Origin of the sequence: Bacillus pacificus, assembly GCF_020861345.1 — a bacterium.
GTDB lineage: Bacteria > Bacillota > Bacilli > Bacillales > Bacillaceae_G > Bacillus_A > Bacillus_A pacificus.
Map to the genome: position 1 here is coordinate 316,788 of NZ_CP086328.1, position 26,358 is coordinate 343,145.

Genomic DNA, 26,358 nt, shown 5'->3' on the forward strand with positions numbered 1-26,358 from the left:
AAAGGCTATCAAACAAAGTGTAAAGCGTGTAAAATTCAGTTGGAAAAACTACCTATAGATGGTCATATATGAAGAAAATGTAAGACTTTATTGTTATTTATAACTTTACATGTATAGATGACAATACTAAATGATATCTTTTACTATTCTCTTTTTATGTACGAAGAGAACTCATCACAAATAGAGAGAAGTGAGGAGGACATATTACATAAAAATTTTACAATTTAAGAAAGCGAATACATGGAGGGAAATGCGGTAGTAATAGATACAGGTGCGCAAGGTGTTCGTTTATTTATTACATGTTTTTATAAAAATAATAGGATTTTTCATTAAACAAATATATAGGATGGTTTTTCTAAATAAAGGAACAGGGGACACAGATTATGTCGAAGAAGAAAAAGAGTAGGGTATTAGTAGCTGGAATATGTATTTCTACATTATTATCACCAGTAGCTTTTGAAGCATCAAAAGGATATGCGGCACCTTTGGAAGAGGTTAAAGGTGGAAAGTTGGAAGAGAGCAAAGAGAGTCGTTTGGAGCAGAGGACGTTTTATGTGCCTGGAAAAGGTGATGTCACTGAGGAACGAGATCGTTTAAAGGTGGACTGGGAACTAGCGGCAAATGAACCAACTGGGATTTATGCAAAGCCAAATGAAGAAATGAAAATTAAAATAAAAGGTGATAAGTCTATTAAAGCTTTTATAGGAACACATGCGTATGATGAAGAAGACCCTAAGGAATTTGATTTAACACCTGGTGAAAATGTAATATCATCTCCAGTGGGCGGGATACTGTATTTCTATAACCCGAACAATCAAGGTGATATCACAGCTGAAGTTACTAATGGTGGAAGTCATTTTCCATTATTCATGTTAGGAAAGCATACGAAAAAAGATTGGGATGAAATGTTGAAAAAGTATGAGAATCCATATGCAGTGGAATTAAGAGGAGAAAGAAGCCTAATCACATCAAGCTATGATGCTGTACAAGATTATATGAAAAATACAGATCCAACAGAATTATTGAAGCTGCATGATCAAATCATTCGCATAGAAAATAAGATTTCGGGATTATCTGAAGAGAGTGTAGGGGTGGCGAAAGCGCCAAAACACTATGTTCAATTTGTTGAAAATAGATATCCAGAAGAGGGCGATTGGATGAATGCATACTATTACCGCACTTCTTATGTTAAGAATGCGATGAAGTATGTATTAGACAGTAAAGAGTTAAAAACTGATGGATGGGGGCCTTGGCATGAAGTTGGGCATTTACATCAGCAGGCACCTTGGGAGTGGGAAGACCTGGGAGAGGTAACCGTTAATATTTACTCTTTAGCAGTTCAAACTAAGTTTGGTCATCAAACGAGGCTGGAAGAAGAGGAGCGCTACAAGGCAGCTTTTGCTTATTTAGGTCAAACAGATGCACAAGAGAAGATGGATGAATTCGAGAAATTAGTTATGTTTTGGCAATTGCACTTAGCATATGGAGATCAATTTTATCCGAAACTACATCAGATGTATCGTATGTTACAAAATACAGAAATGCCTAAATCTGATGAAGAGAAAAAGCAGTTGTTTATTTACATGACATCAAAGCTGGCTGGTCAAAATTTAACTCCTTTCTTTGAAAAATGGGGATTAACTCCAAAGGATGATACTAGAGACAAGATAGAGAAATTAAATTTACCGAAATTAGAAAAAGAAATATGGTTATCTACAGACAGCAATCCAATTCGTGAAAAACAAACTGGATTATATGAGGTTCCATACGGTGAGCCGAATGATACAAAAATCCAAAATGTAGAAATTGGTACTACATATGATGAGAAAAAGGCAAAAGAACTCGTACAGAATTTAGGGAAGGGTGTCAAAACAACGGGCGTAATTATGCAAGATAAGCCCGAAGTTGGAGAAAAAACTGTAAAAGTAGAGATTATGGATGAAAAAGGGAATAAGAATTTCATTCCTGTTGTAGTGAATATTGGTTATGGTGATAGTTTAGTATTTAAAGGGCTTAATTATGATACTAATATTAAATCCATCGTAACACTGCAACATGATCAGAAAAAGTTTAGTGCGATGGCCGATTCAAATCCAGTACACTATTATTTTAAAGAAGACACGTATTTTGAATTCTCATTACTAGGCCAAAATGGAAATGAGAAAAAGAAAGCAACAGTAAAAGGTGTTGAAAATGCGGAAGAATTCGCGAAATCAATTAATGGGTTAGAGTTCGAGTATGGTGATGTAGTGAAAGTGTATCACGCTGAATCAGATCGCTTTAATTGGTATCAAAATAATGACTTTATCGGTCAAGGTAAGGCAAAGGTAGAGAAAGAATTATTATTTAAAGTAACAGAAAAGGGCTTTGAGCGAATGGGGGCCCAGCAAGAAGTAAAGGCGTTGCCACAAAAAGTAGTAATCGGAACAAACAGTGAAACATTAGACGCAAAAAACTTTGTTCAAGTGAAAGATGGAGAAGTAATTGGATTTGTAGAAAAACCAAATACAACAAAAATCGGTGAACAAAAAGTAAAAGTAGAAACGAAAGATCGTTTTGGAAATAAGAAAGTGACAGAAGTACCATTAGAAGTGACGTATGGAGATAGTATCGCATATGTGGGATATAACAATGACATTGCTTCAATCGTAACTTTAAAGCATGATGATAAGAAATTCCATGCGACTGATATGGATAGTCAAATCCATAAATATTTTAATAAAGAGCTATACATGGGAATGACGTTATACGATGGAGAAGGAAAAGAGAAAAAACATGTAACAGCAGAAGGGCAAGAAACTTCAAAGGACTTTGCGAAGCAAGTGAATGGTATGCAGTTCGAGCATGGAGATGTAGTGAAAGTATTTCATGCGGAACCAGATCGTTTGAAATGGTATCAAAATAACAATCTTATTGGTCAAGGTGAAAAACAAGGAACGAAAGAACTATTCTTCAAAGTGACAGAAAAAGGTTTTGAGAGAATGGACATGCTACAAGAAGTAACAGCAAAGCCACAAACAGTAGTAGTCGGAACAGAAATTGAAAAGCTAGATGCGAAAAACTTTGTTGGAGTAAAAGGCGGAGAAGTAGTTGGATTTGCGGAGAAACCAAATACAATGAAAATCGGTAAACAAACAGTAAAAGTAGAAACGAAAGATCGTTTCGGAAATAAGCAAATAACAGAAGTGCCAGTAGAAGTGATTTACGGAGATAGCATTATGTTCTTCGGGACATGGCACGACGGAACGAATATTAAATCGATTGTTACATTAAATCATGAAGAAAAGAAATTCAGTACAACAGATTCAGAAGGTCCAATGCATACTTCATTTAAAGATGAAAAGTATATGGCGATGGCTGTATATGATAAAGATGGGCAAGAGAAAAAAGAAGTAACAGTAAAAGCATCTGAAAATACAAAAGAATTTGCAGCGCAATTCAATGGTATGGCTTTTGAATATGGTGATATAGTAAAAATTTATCAAAAAGAATTTGATCGTTTTAAAGTGTATAAAAAGAATGAATTCATTGATGCGAAGTATGGTGTTAACGAAGTGTTCTTTAAAGTGACAACGCAAGGTTTTGAACAAATGGGAGCGCAGCAAGAAGTAAAAGCATTGCCTCAAAAAGTAGTAATTGGAACAAACAGTGAAATATTAGATGCAAAAAACTTTGTTGAAGTGAAAGATGGAGAAGTAATTGGATTTGTAGAGAAACCAAATACAACAAAAATCGGTGCACAAAAAGTAAAAGTAGAGACAAAGGATCGTTTTGGAAATAGGCAAGTGACCGAAGTTCCTGTAGAAGTTACATATGGAGATAGTATAGTATATCAAGGAGTGTCCAATGTAACGCGTTCGATTGTTACACTAAATCATGATGAAAAGAAATTACATGCAACATTTACAAATGATACGATTCATTATCGTTTTGTAAATGAACAATATATAGGTCTTACGATTTACGATGGAAATGGAAACGAGAAAAAACATGTAACAGCAGAAGGGCAAGAAACTTCAAAGAATTTTGCAGAACAAGTAAACGGTACACCATTCCAGTATGGAGATACGATAAAAGTGTATCATGCAGAATCTGATCGTTTAAGTTGGTATAAAACTGGTGAGTTACTTGGAAAAGGGGACGCGAAGAAATTTAAAGAGATTTCCTTTAAGATTACTCCAAATGGTTTAGAACAAGTGAGATAATAAAAAAGCTCGTAAAACATTATGTTTTACGAGCTTTTCTTTATTATTCAGCCTCAGAAACAACTGTGAAGCGTTCGTTTACGTGTTTTGGATTTTCGATTTCATCAAGTGCTGCGACTGCGAAGTCTTCGTAACTTACGTAGCTATCACCTTTTGCGTTAACAAGAAGGTTGTCTTTACCAGCTGTATAAGAGCCTGTGCGTTTTCCTAATGCAAATAGTGCAGAAGGGCTGATGAATGTCCAAGTGATGTCATTTGTTTGTTGTAAAATTTCTAAGTTTTTACCTTGGTTTTGAGCAGTTGCAAGGTATTCTTTCGGGAAACCTGGTGTATCAAATACACGTGTTGTTTTCTCTTCGTCTACAAATAAGCTTCCAGCGCCGCCAACTACAAGTAATTTTGTGTTAGGTGCACCTTTCATAGCTTCAATTAGTACATTTCCTGCATCTACGTGAAGGTGTTCTTCGCCTGCTGGAGCACCGAATGCATTTACAACTACATCGAATGCTTGTAGGTCGTTAGATGTAAGAGAGAATACATCTTTCTCTAAAACTTTTACATTTTCTTCTGTAATTTTTGCAGCGTTTCTTACGATTGCAGTTACTTCATGTCCGCGATCTAATGCTTCTTTTAAAATGCGACTTCCTGCTTTACCAGTTGCTCCGATAATTCCGATTTTCATAATAAATCCCTCCAAAGTGTTTTGTTAAAGTGTATATCTGAAAGTAAATGAATTTGTTGTAATTAGGTTTGTTACAACCTGATGTAATCATTATAGTTACAGGGTGTTATTTTTGTCAATAGGTTTGTTTGTGAATTATTTTTTGTTTTAGTATGCACAGTTAGAGGGAGAACAGTCATAGAGATATTTTTACTGCAAGACTGTCTAATATTTGGAAATTGCAAATTGTCGAAAAATGTTGATTTTTGAATGTTTTTTAAATATAATTCGTTTTATGGAGAAAAGGAGGGGTTAATTGTATGAATATTTTGGAACAATTCGTTTCGTCAACAAATACAATTCTTTGGTCATATATTCTTATAGCAATGTTAATTGGTTTAGGGATTTATTTTTCTATTAAATTGAAATTCGTACAAATCACTCATTTAGGGGAAATGATTCGTTTAATGAGTGATGGGTTAACTGGAAAGACGCGTAAAAAAGGTAGTGTATCTTCTTTCCAAGCATTTTGTATGAGTTCAGCAGCCCGTATTGGTATCGGTAATTTAGCTGGGGTAGCTTTAGCGATTTCTATGGGAGGACCTGGAGCAGTATTTTGGATGTGGGTGATTGCGATTATCGGGGCGTCTTCAAGTTTTGTAGAAAGTACGCTTGCCCAAATTTATAAAGTAAAAGATGGCAGTGGCTTCCGTGGTGGTCCTGCTTATTATATGGAAAAAGGTTTAAATAAACGTTGGATGGGAATTTGGTTTTCTATCCTTATTACAGTTAGTTACGGTTTAATTTTCAACTCAGTACAAGCAAATACAGTAACATTAGCGTTTAAAAATGCATTTGGTTTAGAGCGTTATATTGTTGGTATTGCATTAGCTGCATTAGTTGCAGTTATTATTTTTGGTGGTGTAAAAAGTATTGCACGTATGTCGGAAATGATTGTTCCGCCAATGGCGCTTATTTATATTGCGGTAGCTATTTTTGTTGTCATTAAAAACTTCTATTTAATACCAGATGTGTTTACGGAAATCTTTAAAGGTGCATTCGGTTTAGATTCAGCTGTAGGTGGCGGTATTGGTGCTGCGATGAAATATGGTATTCAGCGCGGATTATTTGCGAACGAAGCAGGTATGGGTAGTGCGCCGAATGCGGCAGCAACAGCTGATGTAACGCATCCAGCGAAACAAGGTTTTATTCAAACGATTGGAGTATTAGTAGATACATTTTTAGTGTGTACATCAACAGCATTTATCGTACTATGTTCTGGTGCATATAAAGCAACGAATTTAGAAGGTATTGAACTAACACAAAATGCATTAAGTTCACAAATTGGCCCATGGGCAAGTAGCTTCTTAGCGATTATTATTTTCTTATTTGCGTTTAGTTCACTTTTAGGAAACTACTATTATGGTGAAACGAATATTGAATTCATTAAACAAAGTAAAACTTGGTTAACAATTTACCGTATTGCGGTAGTGGGAATGGTATTATTCGGTTCTGTTGCGACGCTTCAAGTTGTATGGAATATGGCGGACTTATTTATGGGACTAATGGTAATCACGAACTTAATTGCGATTACACTTCTTGGACGATTTGCGTATGCTGCATTGGCAGACTATGTAAGGCAAAAGAAACAAGGAAAAGATCCAGTCTTCCGTGCAGATTCTATTCCCGGTTTAACGAACACAGAGTGTTGGGATAAGTCAGCGGTAACGGATAAAGAAAAAGCAGTATAATGAAAAGGCGAGCATCGAGATGAATTCGGTGCTCGTTTTTTATTGTAGTAAATGATGAAAAGAGTAAGAGGTAATGATTAATATAATTTTTGGTTGTTCATTTTTCATGTTATTTGTAGGGAACGTACTGTCTTAAAGGTATGAATGGTCGCATAGGATGAGTGATTTAGTATTGGATAAATGCGCGTATTGGTTATAGTTTTACGTAAAAAAATCATGTATGTTAATTATGTTAACGTATAGATGTTAGAAAACCTAACATAAAGTTCTTGATTACTAAGAGTTTTTAGAATATAATTTTCTTATTGTTAGGAAGAGGGGGCAATGCAATTATGGATTTTTTAGCTAAGGTAATTGGGGATATAAATAATGTCCTTTGGTCATATATCATTATTGCGATGTTAATTGGGTTAGGACTTTACTTTTCATTCCGTGTGAAATTTGTCCAAGTTCGTTACTTCGGTGAAATGATTCGATTGCTTGGGGATGGGGCGAGTTCGAAAACGAGGAAAGCACAAAAAGAGAAGAGTGGTGTATCATCATTCCAGGCTTTTTGTATGAGTACAGCTTCTCGTGTAGGTACTGGTAACTTAGCCGGAGTAGCTATTGCAATTTCAGCAGGTGGTCCAGGAGCAGTATTTTGGATGTGGTTAATCGCGGTAATTGGGGGTGCTTCTGCATTTGTAGAGAGCACATTAGCGCAAATTTATAAAGTGAAAGATGGGAATACGTTCCGTGGTGGTCCAGCGTATTATATGGAAAAGGGGTTAAATAAGCGCTGGCTTGGAGCTATTTTCTCTGTATTAATAACAGTGAGTTTTGGATTAATTTTTAACGCTGTACAATCTAATACTGTAGCAGCTGCTTTTGATGGGGCATTCAAAACAGATAGTAGATTAGTAGGTCTTGTAATGGCTGGTTTACTTGCAGTTATTATTTTTGGCGGAGTAAAGCGAATTGCACGCGCGGTTGAAATGATTGTTCCAGTAATGGCGATTATTTATGTAGCAGTAGCATTATTCGTTGTTGTAACAAACATTACGGCAATTCCGTATGTATTTAAAGAAATTTTCTTACATGCTTTCGGAATTAAAGAAGTAGTAGGTGGAGGATTAGGTGCTGCGATTTTATTAGGGGTAAAACGCGGATTATTCTCAAATGAAGCAGGTATGGGTAGTGCGCCGAACGCAGCAGCGACTGCAAACGTAACGCACCCAGTTAAACAAGGTTTCATTCAAACTTTAGGGGTATTTACAGATACATTATTAATTTGTAGTTGTACAGCATTTATCATTCTTTTATCAGATGTGCATAATGCAGCTGATTTAAATGGTATTCAATTAACGCAACAAGCATTAAGTCAACATATCGGACCGTGGGCATCTATATTTGTAGCAGTTGCAATCTTCTTGTTTGCATTTAGTTCATTAGTAGGTAACTACTACTACGGTGAAACGAATATTGAATTCTTAAATGGAAGTAAAGTGTTATTAACAGCGTACCGCATTGCTGTACTTGGTATGGTTATGTTAGGGTCTGTAGCAACAATTCAAATCGTTTGGGATGTAGCTGATCTATTCATGGGTATTATGGCTGTTATTAACTTAGTTGCAATCGTATTCCTTTCTAAGTATGCTTTTGCAGCGTTATCAGATTACGTAAAGCAAAAGAAACAAGGAAAAGATCCAGTCTTCTATGCGAATTCAATTCCAGGCCTGAAAAATACAGAGTGCTGGGAAGAGCAAGTAGCAGATAAAGAAAAAGCGGTATAAGGAAATGGGTATCAAGTGAAACTTGATGCCCATTTTTTTATTTTATCTAAATCTTTGCAAGAAGTAAAAGACGAACATTAATGGATGTTTCTTAATAAAATGTAATTTTTTAAAGAAAAGTGCGGATATGAGTTGTGATTTATGTTAGAATGGAAAATGCCTTTGAAACAAGAGGTTTTATGATTTTTCTTATCCGATTGAAGATTTTGGAGGAGAAATGGAAAGTTCGGATTATTTCTTGTTTTTAGTGGTCAGACGTTCAACGTTAATGAAGAGTTAAATGGAGGATTTTATTAATGAAGTTTGTTATGTTTCTTGTAGGATTACTCGTTGTATTTGTACTCGGTTTTCTTATAAGCTCCGATCGAAAGAAGATTAAGTATAAACCAATCGCAATTATGCTTATTATTCAGCTAGCATTATCTTATTTCTTATTAAATACGCAAATTGGTTATATTTTAGTAAAAGGAATTTCAGATGGGTTTGGCGCACTTCTTGGATATGCGGAAGCTGGAATCGTTTTCGTATTTGGTGGTCTTGTTAATAAAGGAGAGGTTTCATTCTTCTTAACAGCGTTATTACCAATCGTATTCTTTGCCGTTTTAATCGGGATTCTGCAACACTTTAAAATTTTACCGATATTTATTCGTGCTATTGGTACATTGTTAAGTAAAGTAAATGGTCTAGGAAAATTAGAATCATATAACGCAGTAGCAGCTGCTATTGTTGGGCAAGCGGAAGTATTTATTACAGTAAAAGATCAATTAAGTAAAATCCCAAAACACCGTTTATATACATTATGTGCATCTTCTATGTCAACAGTATCGATGTCAATCGTCGGTTCTTACATGAAAATGATCGAACCAAAATATGTAGTAACAGCACTTGTATTAAATTTATTTAGTGGTTTCATTATTATTCATATTATTAACCCGTACGATATTACAGAAGAAGAAGATACACTGAAATTAGAAAATAAGAAAAAACAGTCATTCTTTGAAATGTTAAGTGAATATATTATGCTTGGTTTCACAATCGCGATTACAGTAGCAGCGATGTTACTTGGTTTCGTAGCATTAATTACAGCAATCAATAGCTTGTTTGATTCCATGTTCGGTATTACATTCCAAGCTATTTTAGGATACATTTTCTCGCCATTAGCATTCGTAATGGGTATCCCGCAAGCCGAGATGGTAACAGCGGGACAAATTATGGCAACGAAATTAGTATCAAACGAATTTGTTGCGATGCTTGATCTTGGAAAAGTAGCTGGTGATTTATCAGCTCGTACAGTTGGTATCCTTTCTGTATTCCTTGTATCATTTGCGAACTTCTCATCAATCGGAATTATCGCAGGTGCAACGAAAGGTATCGATGAAAATCAATCAAATGTAGTATCATCATTCGGTCTACGCCTTGTGTACGGTGCAACATTAGTAAGTATTCTATCAGCGATTATCGTTGGTGTTATGTTATAAAAAAGATGGTCCTAGCTCATAGCTAGGGCTATTTTTTATGGTAAATTTGCATAGAAAAACCAATTAATTAGGAATATATTAACATATAAAAATCTTTTTAAATTTATATTGCTTTTCAGTTAGATAACGCTTACAATTTGATTTGTAGGTGGTATCAATTTCAGACTTTCAAGTATGGTAGGAGAGAAGAAGCTACCTTTTATAAATTGCAATTTATGTAAACGCTTACTGATTTTAGATAATAGTTGAATAGTATTTAGGGGTTTTAAATTTTTTTAACATCAATGGTCAGACGTCATTCGTTATACGACCGATAACTCGTGGGAGAAGTGGAGGATTCACATATGAAAATAGTAATGTTTCTAGTCGGTTTACTTGTCGTATTTGTACTAGGTTTCCTTATCAGTTCAGATCGTAAGAAAATTAAATATAAACCAATTGCACTTATGCTTGTCATTCAATTGGTACTTGCATATTTCTTACTAAATACAAAGGTCGGATTTGTATTAGTAAAAGGGATTGCAGATGGGTTTGGCGCTATTTTAAAATTTGCGGAAGCAGGGGTTAATTTCGTATTTGGTGGTCTAGCAAATGATGGACAAGCACCATTCTTCTTAACAGTATTATTACCAATTATTTTCTTAGCGGTATTAATTGGGATCTTACAACATATTAAAATTTTACCGATTATCATTCGTGCAGTCGGTTTCCTATTAAGTAAAGTGAACGGTTTAGGAAAACTAGAATCATATAATGCAGTAGCAGCTGCGATTGTTGGTCAAGGGGAAGTATTCATTACAGTAAAAGATCAATTAAGCAAATTACCGAAAAATCGTTTATACACACTTTGTGCATCTTCCATGTCAACAGTATCGATGTCAATTGTCGGTTCTTATATGAAAATGATTGATCCAAAATATGTAGTAACGGCACTTGTATTAAACTTATTTAGTGGATTCATTATCGTTCATATTATTAATCCATATGACGTGAAAGAAGAAGACGATATTTTAGAATTACAAGAAGATAAAAAGCAAACATTCTTTGAAATGTTAGGCGAATATATTATGCTTGGTTTCTCTATCGCTGTAACAGTAGCGGCGATGTTAATCGGTTTCGTAGCATTAATTACAGCAATTAATGGTGTGTTCGATTCAATTTTCGGAATCACATTCCAAAGCATTTTAGGATACATTTTCTCACCATTAGCATTCGTAATGGGTATCCCAACATCAGAGATGCTAACAGCAGGACAAATTATGGCAACGAAATTAGTAACGAATGAATTCGTTGCAATGCTTGACCTTGGTAAAGTAGCTGGTGATTTATCAGCTCGTACAGTAGGTATTTTATCCATCTTCCTTGTATCATTTGCGAACTTCTCATCAATCGGAATTATCGCAGGTGCAACGAAGAGTATCGATGGTAAACAAGCAAACGTTGTATCATCATTCGGATTAAAACTTGTATACGGTGCAACATTAGTAAGTATATTATCAGCGGTTATCGTTGGGGTTATGCTTTAATAAATAGTAAAAAAGTCGTTTATCTCTCACTTAGAGGATAAACGACTTTTTTTTGTTTTGGTATGATAAATAATACAGAGAGGGGGAATTAGGTTGGAAGAACAGGATATTTTAAGGGAGTTTGACGAGATTATAGATAACATTGATCAATTAACTGGAGAAGATGCTAGAGCGTTTTTGAAATTGATACATGGATATTTGAGCATAGTAGAAGAAGGCGATGGGACTTTTACTCATAGTGACTTTGTTGAAAAGGTTTCTAGGTTTTATAAGAAAGATGTGGCGAGGGTTATTCAGCTGAGAGAAGAAATAAAAAAATCACCTTAATCCATTCATTAAGGTGATTGAAATACTACTCAGCTGGAGGCGTAAATGTACGTTTCTCTAATTCAGCATCTAACATAAATAATGCGTTTGAATCGCTTGTAATACGTTTTAATTTTTGGATGATGCTATCGAATGAAGCTTCTTCTTCTACTTGCTCATCGACGAACCATTTTAAGAATGTAATTGTTGCGTGTTCACGCTCATCCCAAGCGATATCAGATAGATTGTAAATACGTTTTGTTACTTCACGCTCGTGCTCAAGTGCTACTTCAAAAGCGTTCAGTACAGAGTCATATTCGTTATTTGGATTATCAAATCCAGTAATAATAGCGCGCTCACCGCGGTCATTAATGTAGTTGTAAAGCTTCATTGCGTGGAAACGTTCTTCTTCAGCTTGTACAAGGAAAAAGTTAGCGAATCCATCATAGCTTTCGGCTGTACAGTAAGCAGCCATTGCCATATAAGCGTGGGCAGAGTAAAACTCAAAGTTCATTTGATCGTTTAGTGCATCGTGCAATTTTTTAGATAACATAAAATCCCCCTTAGTATTGTGACAAGAATATTATATCATAATTGATAATATTCTCATTTGGATGTTTCAAACCTTTTCGAAAGCTTTGTGACGTGTGCGTCCATAATGTCTTGCAAATCTAAATCATATTTTTGTGAAAGAATAATAAGATTAGATAGTACATCACCAAGTTCTTCTTTTAGTTCTTGTTTTAGTTCTTCTTCTGTCTTAGCGTCTTCATCAGGACGATCGCGACCGATTTCGATTGCGCGAACAACGCGTGAAACTTCCCCAACTTCCTCTGTTAAGAAATTTAAGCGAATAAAGGCATTATACTGTGACCAGCTTCGTTTTTCGTAAAATTCCTCAACCCATCTTTGAAATGCAACGATATCCATTTCTTTCTCATCCCCTCAATATGTTGTACAATGTTCATTGTATCATAACAATATATAGTTTCGGGGTGTAAGGATGAGAAAGATTTGTGTGTTTGCAGGTTCCAACTTAGGGGAGAGACCAGAATTTAAAGAGCAGGCAATAGCGTTAGGGAAAATGTTTGTTGAGAACGATTATGAGCTTGTATACGGTGGTTCTTGCGTTGGATTAATGGGAGAAGTAGCAAATGAAGTACTTCGTTTAGGCGGGCGTGTAACAGGTGTTATGCCGCGCGGTCTATTCCGAGGAGAAATCGTTCATACAGGGTTAACAGAATTAATTGAAGTAGAAACGATGCATGAACGTAAAGCGAAAATGGCAGAGCTTTCGGATGCTTTCATCGCACTGCCGGGGGGATACGGAACGTTTGAAGAGCTATTTGAAGTAGTATGTTGGTCACAAATTGGTATACATAATAAGCCAGTTGGTTTATTGAACATAAAAGATTTTTATGGACCAATTTTGCAAATGGTTGAACGCGCAGCGGAAGAAGGATTTATGAATCCGTCAAATAAAGAGTTAATCGTTTCAGCTGAGACAGCTGATAAATTAATTCATGAAATACAAAATTACGAGCGTCCTGTTTTAGGAACGAAGTGGAAGCAGTTATCATAATACAATTTTATAGAGATTATTGGAAACACATGTCACTTTATCTTCAAAAGGCATGTGTTTTTAATTTGGTTAAATATGTTAATGTTGAGATATAATGTTTTGGGAAAAGGAGAAATAGATGGAGGAGTTTGTGTATTTACGTCCTGTTTTTAAAAGTATTTTAGCAGCATCTATTCTTGTTATGCTAATTGTTTCAACACAGAAGAAAGAGCTAATTAATGAATTTTCGCTTTGGTTTATTTCGATATTGTGTATCGGTGTTTCAGCGATCACGTTGTTTATGTCTGGATTTATTGTGGATGAGTATAATCTAGCTGGGGATGCACAGAGTTTTAATATGTGTATTGCGATTGGTTGTATTAGCGGTTTGAATTTCATTATTTACTATAGACGGAAACAATAAGGAAGGCATTCCATATTACTTTGGAATGCCTTTATCATTTTGATTACTTTGTTTTTTATACAAGTACCAGCCACCCCAGCCGCCACCAATTGCTACTACAACGAGGAAAGCGTAGTCTTTCACCTCGATACGTATGTTGAAAATATTAGCTATAAGTAAGACAATCCCAACTGTTATTAACGCAAAAAATGCTCTAATTAAGTAGTCTTTCAACTGAACCACTCCCGCCATTTAAGTAGTAAATGATGAATATGGAAAAGCTTTTTTTGAATCTATGTTACTATATTTTAACATAAAAGAGATTGTAATATATTGATGAAAGTAGGGGAGAGGGACACAGATCTTGTCGTGATTTGTCGGTAAGTCGATATCCTATGTCGAATCGTCGATATAATGAAAAAATCGTTGATATATTTGAAAAATCCTTGATATATAGGGAAAATCGTTGATATAAATTTCATGTACTGATACGCGCGACCATTCCATAGAAAAAAGCGACTCTGAACGAGCCGCTTCCGCTTTTAATTATTATTGATTTAAGAACGCACGTAGCATCCAAGCGTGTTTTTCTAGTTCTGTGTAGATGCCTAGTAGTAGGTCAGATGTCATTTCGTCATCAGAGTCTTGAGCGATTTCCATGCCTTTTTTCAGTTCGACTAGCATCATTTCGTAGTCTTTCATGATTGCTTCGACCATCCCTTCTGCAGTTTCTCCGTATGCTGCTTCTTGAATAGAAGATATTTCTAAGTATTCTTTCATTGTTGCTACTGGTTTGCCGCCAATTGCTAAAATACGTTCTGCAATTTCATCGATGTGAGTAGCTGATTCTGTGTAAAGTTCTTCGAATTTCTCATGTAATGTGAAGAATTGAGGTCCTTTTACGTACCAATGGAAGTTGTGTAATTTTGTGAATAAAACGCTCCAGTCTGCTACTTGTTTGTTTAATACTTCGATTACTTGTTTGTTCATTATGATCAATCTCCTTTTGAGTTGTTATGTGATATCAATTACTAATTTATAATTATTATAATCTAGTAATTCGTATAAATCAACCCTTTTGCTGGAATTAATTTGAACAAATTATGAACTGTTGTAAATAAAAATCCCTATTACGTTGAAGTAATAGGGATTTTGTTTGATATATAGCTGTTGTTCTAAACGAGCTGCTTTCACTTTTAGTGATATCCAGCTCCAGCGGCTAGAATCTCCGGTCATTTCGCTCTCTCGCTCGAAGCAAAAAGCGCTTCAAGGTCGAGAGCTCCAAATAGTCTGCGATTCTGGACGAGCCGCCTCCGCTTTTAATTATTACACAGCCTTCTGTTTTTCTTCTATATCCTGTCCATCCCAACACTCTGTATTTTGTAAGCCAGGGATAGAACTTGCAACGAAAACAGGATCTTTTCCTTGTTTCTTTTGCTTAATATAGTCTACTAATGCTGCGTAGGCGAATTTGCTTAGGAATGAGATGGCAATTAAGTTTGTGAATACCATTAGTCCCATGAATAAATCAGCTAAGCTCCAAACTGTTTGAAGGGCAGCGATTGATCCGAAGAATACCATTCCGACAACTGCCACGCGATAAATCATTAACCATGTTTTACTTTCTTTAATGAATGCGATATTTGTTTCACCATAATAGTAGTTTCCTAGTAAAGAACTGAAAGCGAATAGGAAAATAATAATCGCTAAGAAAGTGCTTGCCCACGGTCCAATTTGTGAACTTAATGCATTTTGTGTTAATTCGATACCTTTTAAATTTGAACCTTTGTAAAGTCCAGAACATAATACGATAAATGCTGTTGATGTACATACTAAGAATGTGTCTACGAAAACACCTAATGCTTGAACAAGTCCTTGTTTTACAGGGTGAGATACATCTGATGTTGCAGCTGCGTTAGGGGAGCTACCCATACCTGCTTCTGTTGCGAATAGACCGCGCTGAATTCCGTACTTAATTGCTGCTCCAATACCACCAGCGATGGCTTGGTCTAAACCGAATGCACCATTAAATATTTCCATAAAAATGCTTGGTAACATAGTAAAGTTGTTAATCACGACAAAAATAGCCACACCAATATAAATGATTGCCATTGGAGGAACAATCATTTCCGTAATACGTGAAATGCTCTTAATGCCACCGAAAATAATAACTGCAACTAATAAAGCTAATAGAGCTCCTACGATCGTTCGCTCTAGTCCAAAAGCATTTTCAAATGCAATTGTTACTGTATTTGCTTGTACAGAATTGAAAATTAATCCGTATGCAACTGTAATAAGAAGTGAGAACCAAACACCCATCCAGCGTTTGTTTAATCCTTTTTCCATGTAATATGCGGGTCCACCACGGAATCTGCTTCCATCTTTTACTTTATAAATTTGCGCGAGCGTACATTCTACGAAACTAGTAGCTGCTCCAAGGATGGCGATAAACCACATCCAAAACACTGCGCCAGGTCCACCCATTGAAATAGCTAATGCTACACCAGCTAAATTTCCGATACCGATACGTGCTGCTGCACTTAAGCAAAATGCTTGGAACGGAGAGATGCTATCTTTCTTTTTTTCTTTTCGATTAAATCCTTTACTAATTAAACCGACCATCTCACCGAAATGAGTAATTTGGACAAATTTTAATTTAAAAGAAAAATAAAGACCGAAGCCGATTAGCATTGCAATAAGAATATATGACCATAAAATATTATTCGTTACCTCAAGGAATCTGCTAAAGATATCAACCATATAATACACTTCCTTTTTTCCGTAATAAGAAAATTATATGCAAAAAATATATGAGAATCAATTTTTCTAAAAAGTTATGTTACTTAAAGTTATTTTATGTTATGATTATGTTACATCGTAATATTTTTAGAATTGTTTCCATTTTAAAAAACTAAATGTAAAGCGAGAAAGAGGGGATAATTTGAAAGAAGAAACTTTATTGAAAGTAAGCCTTAAGAGTTTGAAAATGAGAAGTAATATATTTTTTATCATTACATCTTTAAGTATCTTTTTAGGAGCCACTTATTATTACAATAAAAGATTTCCAAATCACAGGTATCCTGAATGGTTAGAGTTTCTAAAGTTGATTGGATGAATAAAAGGCAGAAAAACAGAAAATTCAAATAAAAATTGTTGTGGAGGAGCTAAATATGAATATTAGAGAAAGTGAACTTCCGGGTATTGGTTATAAGTTTCAAATCGTTACGAAAGGTAACGAGAAGATGGTGATTGTTATTCATGATGACGGGCGTAGAGAAATGTATCATTTTGATTCAGACCATGAAGAAAGTATCTCAAGTATTTCATTACGTGACTCAGAGGCAAGACAAATTGCAGCCATATTAGGTGGAATGGTATATAAGCCGAGAGCATTAGAAAATGTTGAAATGGTTTTTGAAGGTTTGGCGATTGAGTGGTTTAAAGTGGAGAATGCTGCGCCAGCAATCGGAAAAACAATCGGCGATCTGGAAATAAGAAAAACATATAGCGTAACGATTATTGCAGTTATGAAAAAGAATATGAAAAAGCTATTTAATCCAGGACCAGAAACAGTAATTGAGGAAGGCGATATGCTTGTAGTTTCAGGTGAGAGAGAAGAAATTAAAAAAATTATTAATGAGTTACTTTCGAATAGGGGGACTGACTAGATGGATACGTTAATTTTTGAAGTTGGTACAGCGTTAGTATTAGTTGCAATTGCAGCAGTAATTGCTGGAAAGTTTAAATTCTCAGTCATTCCGTTTTTAATTGTTCTTGGGATGTTAGTGGGGCCACACGCGCCGACAATAGGTGTGATCGATTTCAAGTTTATTGAAAGTGCAAGTGTCATTTCCTTCCTTGGACGGATTGGAGTTCTGTTCCTTCTGTTCTATCTAGGACTAGAGTTTTCGATGAAAAAATTAATTAAATCTGGACGTTCTATTGCGATTGGCGGAACGATCTATATTTTAATTAACTTTTCACTTGGGTTATTGTACGGATTTATCATGGGATTCCCTTTACTAGAAATCTTAATTATTGCGGGTATTATTACGATTTCTTCTAGCGCTATCGTTGCAAAGGTGTTAGTGGATTTAAGAAGAACTGGTAATAATGAGACCGAATTAATTTTAGGAATTATCATGTTCGAAGATATATTCCTTGCTGTATATTTATCAGTCGTTTCTGGATTAGTTCTAGGGGATCACGCTTCATTCTTAGGTGCCCTTACTTCAATTGGAATTGCTTTAGGATATATGCTTCTATTCTTTATTGTAGCTAGAAAAGCGACGCCGTTATTAAATAAATTGCTTAATATTAGTTCGGATGAAATTTTCATTATTGTAGTATTTGCTTCATTATTCTTTATTGCAGGATTCTCGGAAACAATTCATGTTGCCGAAGCAATTGGAGCACTTCTTTTAGGATTAGTTTTCTCTGAGACAGAGCATAGTGACAGAATTGAACATCTCGTTGTTCCATTTAGAGACTTTTTCGGAGCTATTTTCTTCTTCAGTTTCGGATTAAGCATTGATCCGTTCTCATTGGGCGGAGCGATATGGTTAACGTTAGGTGCAGTTCTTCTTACAATCATCGGGAACTTTATAGCAGGGATGATTGCAGGACGACAAGCTGGATTATCTCATAAAGCGTCAACAAATATTGGATTAACAATCGTTTCAAGAGGAGAATTCTCCATCATTATGGCCAATATCGGTATCGCTGGTGGTTTAATGTCAGTCTTGAAGCCATTCTCAGCACTATACGTGCTTATACTATCTATCTTAGGTCCACTTCTGACAAAAGAGTCAAAGAATGTATATAAATTTTTAAATAAAGTCTTTAAGTGGGATACGAAGACTAACTAAGTTAAAAAAATAAAAGTAAAAGATATGTATGAAAAAGTGATTATGGAAAAGGAATCTATGTCGGCATAGGTTCCTTTTTTATTGGTATTTTTTCAAGGATGAAAGAATATGTTTAATATTTACCATATTGTGGCATACATATAGAAAAAGGGTGCTTGGAAAGGGGAATAAAGAGAAATGGAACTCCAGTTTCAAAATGTATATCAACAGGTGGAGAATTGGTATGTGTTGGATTCGGAGCTTCCTTGGGATGTCAAAAGGCTTAGAGACGATTTATTTTCACTGATTGAAGTATGTAAAACACCGGTTATTTTTTGTGATACGTGTGATGCGAATCATGTCCTTTTATCACTAGGAGAAGAAGAAGAGGAATTTTTATTCCCGGTAGGTGGTTTTTATCATAAAGAAAAACAATTAATTTTTGTTTGTATGTGGGAGGAGTATGAGCAAGTCCTTAAAACATTGCTACATGAATTTCGTCATGCGATGCAGCATAAGAGCGAAGTATTGTATGTTGGAAGTGAATTGTACGAAGATAGATGGATTGAGAAAGATGCGAGCAAGTTCGCGGAGAGGAAGTTAGATGAATATAAAAATAGAAAGTTAATGTAAAGCATAGTGGAGAAATAGCGCTGTGCTTTCTTTGCTTCTTACTAAAAATAAGTAATTGACTTTTATAAAGTTTAGTTCTAAACTAATGGTATGAAACGAGCGAGGTGATGAAATGAAAACAGAAGATAGACTAGGTTTACTACTATGGTTTCGTTTATCACGTTTTTATAACAAAAGTATTCGTGAGACAAATCAGCATTTGAAAGAATGGAAAGTATCTGCCGCTCAGTTTGATGTACTAGCTCAAGTTGGAGGGCATGGTCGTTTAACGCAGCAAGAGCTTGGAAATAAGCTATTTGTTACGAAGGGAAATATTACGCAGCTTTTAAATAAAATGGAGCAGCTCGAGTGGATTCGTCGTGAACGAGAAGGTACTACGAAATATATTTCGTTAACAGGAAAGGGAAGAGCTTTATATGAAGAAATCGTTCCGCCTCAAGAAACATTCCAAGCGGAGCAGTTTCAAAATTTAAATGTAGAAGAACAACATCAATTACTACAATTACTAAAAAAGTTACAGTGAGAAAAATTTTAAAATAAATCTCGAATTTGAGATAATATGAGGTGAAGGATATGTTTAGAAAAGTTGATCATAAAAATATGGGAAGAGCAAATCACGGTTGGTTAAATACACATTTTCATTTTTCATTTGCAAATTATTATAATCCTAATAACATGAACTTCGGTGCATTACGTGTAATTAATGATGACTTAGTAGCACCGCAAACTGGTTTTGATATGCATCCCCACCGCGATATGGAAATCATTTCGTACGTTGTAGACGGTGCTTTAACACATGAAGATAGCATGGGGAACCGCGGAACAATTGAGCGTGGACATGTTCAATATATGAGTGCGGGTACGGGTGTATTTCATAGTGAGCATAATTTAGGAAATGAAACATTACGTTTACTACAAATTTGGATTTTACCAGATCGCGCGGACCATAAACCAAACTATGGTGAGTTTAAATTTGATTGGAACAAGCGTGAAAATGAATGGTTTCATATGGTATCTCAAGTAGAAGGCGGGGCACCAATTCAAATTCATCAAGATGCGAATTTATATGCTTTATCGTTACATGCTGGAAAAGAAATTCATTTTCCAGTGAAAGAAGGCCGTCAATTGTATCTTGTACAAATTGAAGGTAGTAGTGTAATCAATGGTGAGACACTTGTTATGCGTGATGCGGCAGAAGCGATAGAAGAAGATATTCATATTGTAGCGAAAGAGCAATCTCACTATTTAGCAATTGAATTGAAAAAACAATAAAAGGTTTGAAAAGAGGACATCCGATAGATGTCCTCTTTTTTTGAGTGGAATTGTCAGAAAAAACTTTCTCAAATTTTAGGGAAAGGTATCAACTTGAAAAACAAGAATTGTATAAAAGTGTCAAAAATCTTTATGGGAATGGGGAATGTTATAGTGAAAAAGCAAGTCATTTCATCAGCATTAGCGTTAACTGTTATCGCCGGGGGATTTGGAACATTTGGAGCAACGACAACGAAAGCGGAAGAACAAAAAATTCAATACCATCAAGAATTTAAAACGCCTGCATACATAGGTGAAGAATGGAAAGCGCCGGAAGGACTAGATAAAAAAGAAACGGTCTTTCAATATTTAGAGAGTAAGAAAGATATGTTCAAATTAGCAGGAAATATGGATAAACACTTTAATGTCGTTGGGGAAGAAAAAGATGCTGAATCCGGTACAACACACGTGAAGCTAGTTGAGAAACATAATAACATTCCTGTGTACGGTTCAGATCAAACAGTTACACTAGATAAAGAGAATAATGTAAAAGCATTCTTCGGACAAGTTATTCCGAATTTAGAGGATAAAAATATTCCTGCATTTGCAAAGATTAGTGCAGAGCAAGCAGAAACAATTGCAAAGGCAGATATTGAAAAAGAAGTTGGTAAAGTAAAAAATTATGACGGTGTGAAAAAAGATTTATATGTGTATGAAAAAGATGGGAATTACTATCTTGCATACTTAGTGAAAGCATCGATTTCAAAGCCAGCTCCAGGGTATTGGCATTACTTTGTTGATGCGACAAATGGAAATGTGATTGAGAAATATAACGCTGTAGATAACATTACAGGATTTGGTTACGGAGTATTGGGCGGTAAACAATCATTTGAAATTGCTCAAGATACGAAAACAGGAGAATTCAACTTATTTGATGGTAAACGAGGACAAGGTATCCATACATTTGATGCAGAGAATATGGACGAAAACTGGTTTAATCTATTCTCACAAATTCTTGGGTATACGGGAGAAGAAGTTAAGAGTAAATCTAAGTTCTTCGAAGATAAAGCGGCAGTTGATGCGCATGTAAATGCAGGGAAAGTATATGATTACTACAAAAAGACATTTAATCGTAACTCTTTCGATGATAAAGGTGCGAAGCTAATTTCTACTGTTCACGTTGGAGAAAGCTGGAATAACGCAGCTTGGAACGGTGTGCAAATGATGTATGGTGATGGCGATGGTAAAACATTCATTCCATTATCTGCTGGACTAGATGTTATCGGTCACGAATTAACGCATGCTGTCACTGAGCATACAGCAAATCTTGTTTATAAAAATGAGCCGGGTGCGTTAAATGAATCGTTATCTGATATTATGGGTGTTATGGTTGAGAAGAAGAGCTGGGATTTAGGTGCTGACATTTATACACCTGGTAAACCTGGTGATGCACTTCGTTCATTGAAAGATCCAGCGTCTATTCCAAACCCATTAAAACCAGGTGAAGGTTACCCAGATCATTACAATAAACGCTACACTGGAACAGCTGATAATGGCGGCGTTCATATTAACAGTAGCATTAACAATAAAGCTGCATACTTAGTATCTGAAGGCGGGGAGCATTACGGCGTGAAAGTAACAGGAGTAGGCCGTGAAGCGACAGAAAAAATTTATTACCGTGCTCTTACGAAATATTTAACTGCAAACTCTGACTTTAAGATGATGCGTCAAGCAGCACTTCAGTCAGCTGAAGATTTATATGGTAAAAACTCTAAAGCTGTACAAGCTGTAACGAAAGCTTATGATGCAGTAGGCGTAAAATAATAAGAGAAAAAGACCTGACTAGGATGTCAGGTCTTTCTGTATTTAGTCGCGAATACCTAATGCGATTTTCGCCATACGTGACATACGTTCTTTAGACCAGGGCGGATTCCATACGACATTTACTTCTATTTCATTGACTTCAGGTACGTTCGTTGATAATACTTTTTTAACGTCTGATACAATTTGCCCAGCCATTGGACAACCGATAGAAGTCATCGTCATCGTAATGACAGCATTATTATTTTCATCTGCTGTAACGTCATAAACTAATCCAAGATTAATAATATCAACACCGAGTTCAGGGTCAATAACAGCTTCTAAGTTTGCATATAACTTTTCTTCAAATGCTTGTTGTGACATGTGTAGCACCCCCCTACATATTAATGATATCGATTCTCATTATAACGGATATATGTATAAAGTGCAGGAAATGAGCTCAAAAAAATATTCCTCTTGGAAGAGGAATATTTTTGGAATGGCTATTCAGTTTTAAAATGAGATACGAGTTGATCTAATTCTTCAACTGTTTGTTTCATTTGTTTAGCTGTTTGTGTCATTTCATTCATCGTAACGACTTTTTTCTCAGCAGATTGTGCTGTTGCTGCTGTTTCACTAGATACTTCAGTAGAAATAGAAGCGATGTTATTCAGTGAAGCGTTCATTTCTTCAGCACTTGCAGCCATTTCTTCAGCAGTTGCTGAGATGTCTTGCATTTGAGTAGATACTTTGTTTACTTGTTCTACAATTGTTGTGAAAGAATTGCCAGCTTCACGAATAACATGAATGCCTTCAGATGCTTCCGAACGGCCTTGTGACATCATAGAGTTAGCAGTTTCAGTGTCTTGTTGAATTTGATGTAGTAGCTGGTTAATATCTGTTGCCGCTGTTTTAGATTGTTCAGCAAGTTTTCGAACTTCGTCAGCTACGACAGCGAAACCTTTTCCTTGTTCGCCAGCACGAGCTGCTTCAATAGAGGCGTTTAAAGCAAGTAAGTTTGTTTGTTCTGCGATATTAGAAATAGATTGTACAGCTGTATCAATATATTTTGTATGAGTGATTAGACGTTCGACCACTTCTGACGTAGCATTTACCGCGTCGTGTATCGTTGTCATTTGTGAAACAGATTTTTGAATAACAGTATTTCCATCGTTAGCTTGTTCGGATGTAGCTACAGCAAGTTCAGTTACAGATGAAGCAGATTCAGCAATGCGCTGAACACTTACTGTCATATCGTCCATTGCAGTTGAGCTTTCTTCCATGCTAGCAGATTGCGATTGAATACTTGCATTTAAGCTAGACATCGAGCTTTGAACTTTTATTGTTGCCTCACGTGATATATTCGTTTTTTCTAGCATATTTTCAGAAGCGTTTTGTACTTCCACAGATGTTTTTTGAACACGATTAATAATATGTTGTAGATTTTCTAACATTTTATTAAATGATGTTGCAATCGTACCAATTTCATCATTACTATTTACTTGTAGGCGGGCTGTTAAGTCACCTTCTTGAGATGATAATTCTTTTAGCTTGCTATCAATTTGTTGAATTGGTTTAACAAGTTTACCAGAGAACCACCATGCAAGTGTGATAGCTACGATAATACAAATAACAAGTGATAAGAAGACAACATATTCAATTTGTAGTGAAGATTGATCAATTTTTGCGATAGATTGATCACGTAGCTTAGCTTGTTCATTACTATAATTTGTGAAGTCACCAATTACTTTATAAACAGTACCATTTTCTGCATAAGCTACTTGTAAAGCTTCTTCCCACTTTTGTTCTTTTGCAAGAGGGAAAACTTTTTCTTCAATAAATTTTCTCCAAGTGGATCCTGATTCCATTGTATTTTTCATAGATTCAGAAACATTTGGATTAGAAAGAAGCTTATCTTTTGTATTCTCAAGCTCTTTACTCATCGAATTAAACTTATCAAATTCAACTTGATCATGTTGTAATAAATACCCTCTTAAAGCAGAGAGCTGTACTTGATAAGCATCCCCGCGCTCTTTTAATTGTGTTGCAAGGGGGGAAATCTCTTTTTGTAATGCTTCAGCTTGACGAGATTGATCAATAGCAAAAAATAAAATAAAAGCTAAGGCGATTCCAAATAAAGCGCAAATCGTTCCCATCATGAACATTAGTTTTTTTCGAATGCTAATAAAACTCATATAATAAAATCCTCCTTTGTGAAATCATAGTATTAGAATTAATTAATGTAAAAAATTGAAAGAAAGCTTTACTCCGTCTGGAATAAAGCTTTCTTCTTTCCTTTAGGAATTATAGCAGACGGAATGAGAGATAGAAAGAGATATTTTAAAGTGAAAAAAGAGAGATTGTAAATCTCTCTTTTTTCACTTTAAGCATTTGTTTTAAAATGAGAAACGAGAACTTCAAGTTCTTGTACGGTCGTTTTCATTTCAGATGCTTTTTTAGCAACGACACTCATTTTGTTTACTTGGTCACCAGCTGAAGTTGCTGTTTGTGATGTTTCGGCGGCAACTTCACTTGAAATAGAAGCGATGTTATTTAAAGCTGCATTCATTTCTTCAGAACTTGCGGCCATTTCTTCAGCAGTTGCAGACACCTCCTGCATTTGTGTAGAGACTTTGTTAATGTGGTTAACAATTTCTGAGAATGAAGATCCTGCAGTACGAATGACTGTAATGCCTTCAGAAGCCTCTGACTGACCTTGCGTCATCATTTCATTTGCTATTTTTGTATCTGCTTGAATTTGATGAAGTAAATGGTTAATATCAGTTGCTGCTAGCTGAGATTGTTCAGCAAGCTTTCGTACTTCATCGGCAACAACAGCGAAGCCTTTTCCATGTTCACCAGCACGAGCCGCTTCAATGGAAGCATTTAAAGCAAGTAAATTCGTTTGTTCCGCGATATTAGAAATAGATTGAAGTGCAGTATCAATATGATTTGTATGTGTAATGAGTCGTTCCACTACTTGTGATGTAGCGTTCACAGCTTCATTAATGGTATGCATTTGTGTAATAGATTTCTCAATGACTTTATTCCCACTATCAGCTTTTTCTGAAGTAGTAACAGTTAGGCTAGCAACAGAAGAGGCGGATTCTGCAATACGTTGAACACTCGTTGCCATATCGTCCATTGCAGTTGAACTTTCTTCGATGCTGGAGACTTGTGAACGAATATTATGCTCAAGAGCATTCATAGTTTCTTGCGTTTTTGCTGTATTTTCCATAGAAGCAGTTGTTTCAATAAACACATTTTCAGATGCTTCTTTTACACTTGTTGATGTTTGTTGCACTTGTTGTATGATACGTTGTAAGTTAGCGAGCATTTGATTAAAGGAATTGGCGATATCACCGATTTCATCTTTACTCGTTACGTGCAGCCTAGCAGTTAAATCACCATCTTGAGAAGCTAATTCTTTTAATTTCTCATCAATTTGTCGTATCGGTTTAACGAGTTTACCAGAGAACCACCATGCTAATAAAATAGATGTTACTGTACATGTAATAAGTGAGAAGAAAATAATATATTGAATAAGAGATGAAGAAGATTCTACGTCAGCAATTAATGCGTCACGTTTATCATTTTCTTCATTTGCATATTTCGTAAAACGACTTAAAAGGTCGTTTACATAATCGGTTTGAGCTAAAGCGATTTTGGATGCTTCGTCCCATTTTCCTTCGCGAGCGAGAGGGAGGACTTCATTATCTATGACGCTTCGCCATTTTCCACCCATTAAAATGGCTTCTTTCATTCCTTCCGAAAGTTTTTTATCACTAGTTACTTTTTCTCTCGTATCAGCTAGTTTTTTTCCTTCTCGGTTGAATTTATCCAATCCTTTTTGATCATGTGACAGTAAATATTCTTGTAAACCAGCAACTTGTGCTTGGAACCAATCGCCACGTTCTTTTAAAATGGTTGCTCTTTTGGATACATCATTTTTTAAGGTTTCGACTTCATTTGCTTGATTCATGGCGAATGAAAGAATAACAATAAGAGCAATGCTAAATAAGGAACAAATACTTAAGAGTGTGAACAGTAGTTTTTTTCGAATGCTAACATATTTCATCGTTACCCCTACCTTTTAAAAACTATTTATTATGATTTATAAATGTTAATACAGAGTTAATAAAAACATTATTATGAAGTTATTAA

Annotated in this window: 23 protein-coding genes; 14 read left to right on the forward strand and 9 right to left on the reverse strand. The window is 35.5% G+C overall.

Going from position 1 to position 26,358, the window contains the following annotated elements; genetic code table 11:
- Positions 1-383 precede the first annotated feature (383 nt).
- The gene (locus LMD38_RS01500; protein ID WP_227585520.1) at positions 384-4,205 is read left to right on the forward strand and encodes a putative mucin/carbohydrate-binding domain-containing protein; all 3,822 of its coding nucleotides are present in this window, start codon (positions 384-386) and stop codon (positions 4,203-4,205) included.
- A 43-nt stretch (positions 4,206-4,248) separates the two neighbouring features.
- On the opposite strand, the gene LMD38_RS01505 is transcribed toward LMD38_RS01500, so the two are convergent.
- Positions 4,249-4,887 (reverse strand): NAD(P)-dependent oxidoreductase, encoded by a 639-nt coding sequence (locus tag LMD38_RS01505; protein WP_014893420.1) that lies wholly within the window; start codon positions 4,885-4,887, stop codon positions 4,249-4,251.
- A 299-nt stretch (positions 4,888-5,186) separates the two neighbouring features.
- Between LMD38_RS01505 and LMD38_RS01510 the strand changes: the two genes are divergently transcribed.
- The 5 genes from LMD38_RS01510 to LMD38_RS01530 all read left to right on the forward strand — a co-directional run bounded on the left by LMD38_RS01510 (position 5,187) and on the right by LMD38_RS01530 (position 11,720).
- Complete coding sequence (locus LMD38_RS01510; RefSeq protein WP_227585519.1) at positions 5,187-6,617, forward strand: alanine/glycine:cation symporter family protein; 1,431 nt, start codon at positions 5,187-5,189, stop codon at positions 6,615-6,617.
- Between the two features lie 332 nt (positions 6,618-6,949).
- On the forward strand, positions 6,950-8,389 hold the full coding sequence (locus tag LMD38_RS01515; RefSeq protein ID WP_000346387.1) for an alanine/glycine:cation symporter family protein: 1,440 nt from the start codon (positions 6,950-6,952) through the stop codon (positions 8,387-8,389).
- 296 nt (positions 8,390-8,685) lie between these two features.
- Positions 8,686-9,867, forward strand: a complete 1,182-nt coding sequence (locus LMD38_RS01520) for a NupC/NupG family nucleoside CNT transporter (protein WP_016718867.1) — start codon at positions 8,686-8,688, stop codon at positions 9,865-9,867.
- Between the two features lie 344 nt (positions 9,868-10,211).
- Entirely contained in the window at positions 10,212-11,393 is a 1,182-nt protein-coding gene (locus LMD38_RS01525; RefSeq protein ID WP_000706846.1) for a NupC/NupG family nucleoside CNT transporter, read from the forward strand.
- Between the two features lie 93 nt (positions 11,394-11,486).
- A complete protein-coding gene (locus LMD38_RS01530) occupies positions 11,487-11,720 on the forward strand; it encodes a hypothetical protein (protein ID WP_061183359.1) in 234 nt (77 codons plus the stop codon).
- A 25-nt stretch (positions 11,721-11,745) separates the two neighbouring features.
- Here LMD38_RS01530 and LMD38_RS01535 read toward each other — a convergent pair whose 3' ends face one another.
- Both LMD38_RS01535 and LMD38_RS01540 read right to left on the reverse strand, forming a co-directional pair.
- Positions 11,746-12,252 carry a ferritin gene (locus tag LMD38_RS01535; RefSeq protein WP_000949389.1) on the reverse strand — a complete coding sequence of 169 codons (507 nt, stop codon included), beginning with the start codon at positions 12,250-12,252 and terminating at the stop codon, positions 11,746-11,748.
- Positions 12,253-12,305: 53 nt separating this feature from the next.
- Positions 12,306-12,629: a MazG nucleotide pyrophosphohydrolase domain-containing protein gene (locus LMD38_RS01540; protein WP_000355748.1), complete on the reverse strand. Its 324-nt coding sequence runs from the start codon at positions 12,627-12,629 to the stop codon at positions 12,306-12,308.
- A gap of 73 nt (positions 12,630-12,702) precedes the next feature.
- On the opposite strand from LMD38_RS01540, the gene LMD38_RS01545 reads away from it, so the two are divergent.
- Entirely contained in the window at positions 12,703-13,281 is a 579-nt protein-coding gene (locus LMD38_RS01545) for an LOG family protein (protein ID WP_001225729.1), read from the forward strand.
- 118 nt (positions 13,282-13,399) lie between these two features.
- Complete coding sequence (locus LMD38_RS01550) at positions 13,400-13,684, forward strand: hypothetical protein (RefSeq protein ID WP_227585518.1); 285 nt, start codon at positions 13,400-13,402, stop codon at positions 13,682-13,684.
- A 15-nt stretch (positions 13,685-13,699) separates the two neighbouring features.
- On the opposite strand, the gene LMD38_RS01555 is transcribed toward LMD38_RS01550, so the two are convergent.
- The 3 genes from LMD38_RS01555 to LMD38_RS01565 all read right to left on the reverse strand — a co-directional run bounded on the left by LMD38_RS01555 (position 13,700) and on the right by LMD38_RS01565 (position 16,423).
- Positions 13,700-13,897 (reverse strand): hypothetical protein, encoded by a 198-nt coding sequence (locus tag LMD38_RS01555; RefSeq protein ID WP_000656322.1) that lies wholly within the window; start codon positions 13,895-13,897, stop codon positions 13,700-13,702.
- A 315-nt stretch (positions 13,898-14,212) separates the two neighbouring features.
- Positions 14,213-14,653 (reverse strand): Dps family protein, encoded by a 441-nt coding sequence (locus LMD38_RS01560; protein ID WP_001041889.1) that lies wholly within the window; start codon positions 14,651-14,653, stop codon positions 14,213-14,215.
- 336 nt (positions 14,654-14,989) lie between these two features.
- Positions 14,990-16,423 (reverse strand): alanine/glycine:cation symporter family protein, encoded by a 1,434-nt coding sequence (locus LMD38_RS01565; RefSeq protein WP_000227573.1) that lies wholly within the window; start codon positions 16,421-16,423, stop codon positions 14,990-14,992.
- Between the two features lie 410 nt (positions 16,424-16,833).
- Here LMD38_RS01565 and LMD38_RS01570 point away from each other — a divergent pair, with 410 nt between their 5' ends.
- The 6 genes from LMD38_RS01570 (at position 16,834) to nprB (ending at position 22,218) form a co-directional block, all read left to right on the forward strand.
- Positions 16,834-17,331 carry a cation:proton antiporter regulatory subunit gene (locus LMD38_RS01570; protein WP_001026069.1) on the forward strand — a complete coding sequence of 166 codons (498 nt, stop codon included), beginning with the start codon at positions 16,834-16,836 and terminating at the stop codon, positions 17,329-17,331.
- Positions 17,332-18,531: a cation:proton antiporter gene (locus LMD38_RS01575; protein WP_000380216.1), complete on the forward strand. Its 1,200-nt coding sequence runs from the start codon at positions 17,332-17,334 to the stop codon at positions 18,529-18,531.
- Between the two features lie 177 nt (positions 18,532-18,708).
- A complete protein-coding gene (locus LMD38_RS01580) occupies positions 18,709-19,143 on the forward strand; it encodes a DUF3920 family protein (RefSeq protein WP_061183356.1) in 435 nt (144 codons plus the stop codon).
- A 112-nt stretch (positions 19,144-19,255) separates the two neighbouring features.
- Entirely contained in the window at positions 19,256-19,666 is a 411-nt protein-coding gene (locus LMD38_RS01585; protein ID WP_227585517.1) for a MarR family winged helix-turn-helix transcriptional regulator, read from the forward strand.
- Between the two features lie 50 nt (positions 19,667-19,716).
- Entirely contained in the window at positions 19,717-20,415 is a 699-nt protein-coding gene (locus tag LMD38_RS01590) for a pirin family protein (RefSeq protein WP_016718863.1), read from the forward strand.
- Positions 20,416-20,568: 153 nt separating this feature from the next.
- A complete protein-coding gene (gene nprB, locus LMD38_RS01595) occupies positions 20,569-22,218 on the forward strand; it encodes a neutral protease NprB (protein WP_014893422.1) in 1,650 nt (549 codons plus the stop codon).
- Positions 22,219-22,260: 42 nt separating this feature from the next.
- Here the strand turns inward: nprB and LMD38_RS01600 are convergent, their stop codons facing one another.
- The 3 genes from LMD38_RS01600 to LMD38_RS01610 form a co-directional block, all read right to left on the reverse strand.
- Positions 22,261-22,578 carry a metal-sulfur cluster assembly factor gene (locus LMD38_RS01600; protein WP_000082521.1) on the reverse strand — a complete coding sequence of 106 codons (318 nt, stop codon included), beginning with the start codon at positions 22,576-22,578 and terminating at the stop codon, positions 22,261-22,263.
- 119 nt (positions 22,579-22,697) lie between these two features.
- Positions 22,698-24,389 (reverse strand): methyl-accepting chemotaxis protein, encoded by a 1,692-nt coding sequence (locus tag LMD38_RS01605; RefSeq protein WP_073530962.1) that lies wholly within the window; start codon positions 24,387-24,389, stop codon positions 22,698-22,700.
- Positions 24,390-24,577: 188 nt separating this feature from the next.
- A complete protein-coding gene (locus LMD38_RS01610; RefSeq protein ID WP_016718860.1) occupies positions 24,578-26,272 on the reverse strand; it encodes a methyl-accepting chemotaxis protein in 1,695 nt (564 codons plus the stop codon).
- Positions 26,273-26,358: the final 86 nt, after the last annotated feature.

What these genes read in the sequence shown, in the direction of transcription:
- LMD38_RS01500 (WP_227585520.1), top strand. Translation starts at nt 384, where the DNA reads ATGTCGAAGAAGAAAAAGAGTAGGGTATTAGTAGCTGGAATATGTATT.
- LMD38_RS01505 (WP_014893420.1), bottom strand. Translation starts at nt 4,887, where the DNA reads ATGAAAATCGGAATTATCGGAGCAACTGGTAAAGCAGGAAGTCGCATT.
- LMD38_RS01510 (WP_227585519.1), top strand. Translation starts at nt 5,187, where the DNA reads ATGAATATTTTGGAACAATTCGTTTCGTCAACAAATACAATTCTTTGG.
- LMD38_RS01515 (WP_000346387.1), top strand. Translation starts at nt 6,950, where the DNA reads ATGGATTTTTTAGCTAAGGTAATTGGGGATATAAATAATGTCCTTTGG.
- LMD38_RS01520 (WP_016718867.1), top strand. Translation starts at nt 8,686, where the DNA reads ATGAAGTTTGTTATGTTTCTTGTAGGATTACTCGTTGTATTTGTACTC.
- LMD38_RS01525 (WP_000706846.1), top strand. Translation starts at nt 10,212, where the DNA reads ATGAAAATAGTAATGTTTCTAGTCGGTTTACTTGTCGTATTTGTACTA.
- LMD38_RS01535 (WP_000949389.1), bottom strand. Translation starts at nt 12,252, where the DNA reads ATGTTATCTAAAAAATTGCACGATGCACTAAACGATCAAATGAACTTT.
- LMD38_RS01540 (WP_000355748.1), bottom strand. Translation starts at nt 12,629, where the DNA reads ATGGATATCGTTGCATTTCAAAGATGGGTTGAGGAATTTTACGAAAAA.
- LMD38_RS01545 (WP_001225729.1), top strand. Translation starts at nt 12,703, where the DNA reads ATGAGAAAGATTTGTGTGTTTGCAGGTTCCAACTTAGGGGAGAGACCA.
- LMD38_RS01550 (WP_227585518.1), top strand. Translation starts at nt 13,400, where the DNA reads ATGGAGGAGTTTGTGTATTTACGTCCTGTTTTTAAAAGTATTTTAGCA.
- LMD38_RS01560 (WP_001041889.1), bottom strand. Translation starts at nt 14,653, where the DNA reads ATGAACAAACAAGTAATCGAAGTATTAAACAAACAAGTAGCAGACTGG.
- LMD38_RS01565 (WP_000227573.1), bottom strand. Translation starts at nt 16,423, where the DNA reads ATGGTTGATATCTTTAGCAGATTCCTTGAGGTAACGAATAATATTTTA.
- LMD38_RS01570 (WP_001026069.1), top strand. Translation starts at nt 16,834, where the DNA reads ATGAATATTAGAGAAAGTGAACTTCCGGGTATTGGTTATAAGTTTCAA.
- LMD38_RS01575 (WP_000380216.1), top strand. Translation starts at nt 17,332, where the DNA reads ATGGATACGTTAATTTTTGAAGTTGGTACAGCGTTAGTATTAGTTGCA.
- LMD38_RS01580 (WP_061183356.1), top strand. Translation starts at nt 18,709, where the DNA reads ATGGAACTCCAGTTTCAAAATGTATATCAACAGGTGGAGAATTGGTAT.
- LMD38_RS01585 (WP_227585517.1), top strand. Translation starts at nt 19,256, where the DNA reads ATGAAAACAGAAGATAGACTAGGTTTACTACTATGGTTTCGTTTATCA.
- LMD38_RS01590 (WP_016718863.1), top strand. Translation starts at nt 19,717, where the DNA reads ATGTTTAGAAAAGTTGATCATAAAAATATGGGAAGAGCAAATCACGGT.
- LMD38_RS01600 (WP_000082521.1), bottom strand. Translation starts at nt 22,578, where the DNA reads ATGTCACAACAAGCATTTGAAGAAAAGTTATATGCAAACTTAGAAGCT.
- LMD38_RS01605 (WP_073530962.1), bottom strand. Translation starts at nt 24,389, where the DNA reads ATGAGTTTTATTAGCATTCGAAAAAAACTAATGTTCATGATGGGAACG.
- LMD38_RS01610 (WP_016718860.1), bottom strand. Translation starts at nt 26,272, where the DNA reads ATGAAATATGTTAGCATTCGAAAAAAACTACTGTTCACACTCTTAAGT.